Source organism: Komagataeibacter kakiaceti JCM 25156 (genome assembly GCF_000613305.1).
In genome coordinates this window covers 1-823 of the sequence record NZ_BAIO01000767.1, presented here as the reverse complement: position 1 = coordinate 823, position 823 = coordinate 1, and the positions used below count along the sequence as shown (strand labels likewise).

Genomic DNA, 823 nt, shown 5'->3' with positions numbered 1-823 from the left:
CGCGCGGCGGCCCGCCATCGCGTTGACCAGAACCGGCGCGCCATCAAGGCAGGAAGCGGCAAAGGCCGCGTGTTCGGCGGCCAGCGTATCATGATCGCGCCATGTTACGGATTCGCGCCGGAATCCCCCCGTGCCCGGCAGGGGCAGTCCGCGCTCCCGGCCGATCATGGTGAGTTCACGCTTCACGAAATCGGCTGAAAGGTAGCCTTCCTGCGAGAACACGCGCATCCGCCGCTCGGTCTTGAGCGAGATGCGGCTTGCGGCGATGGTGGCCACGCACCCGTTTTCAAAGCGCACGCGGGCGTTGGCGATGTCCTCGAACGGGGAACTGACCGCCGCCCCCAGCGCATCGACGCTTTCGATCGGGCTATCCACAATGGCCAGCACAAGATCCAGATCGTGAATCATGAGGTCAAGGATGACCGATACATCCGTGCCGCGCGGCTTGTAGGGCGCGATCCGCGTGGCCTCGATATAGAGCGGGCGGGAAATGCGCTCGGTAATGGCCCGGTGTTCGGCCGAATAGCGCAGCAGGTGCCCGACCTGAAGCACCACCGCGTTCTGGCTGGCCAGCCGCGCCAGCTCATCGGCCTGTTCCAGCGTGGCCGCCATGGGCTTTTCAACCAGCACATGCCGCCCGGCCGCCAGCGCCTGACGCGCCAGATCGAAATGATGGTCCGCCGGGGCCGCGATAATGATCGCATCCGAACAGGCCAGCAGATCGGGATAGGACAGGACCGGCGCGCCCCCGGCCTCGGCCGCGACCTGTGCCGCGCGCCGCCCGTCCGGGTCATGGATGCCCGACAGGATTTCACGCGGGGAG

General features: G+C 66.8%; 1 protein-coding gene. It reads right to left on the bottom strand.

The annotated features are described in order from the left end of the window. Window positions 1-823: Gfo/Idh/MocA family protein (locus JCM25156_RS18745; RefSeq protein ID WP_025814357.1), on the bottom strand; the 823-nt coding region annotated here is incomplete at both ends.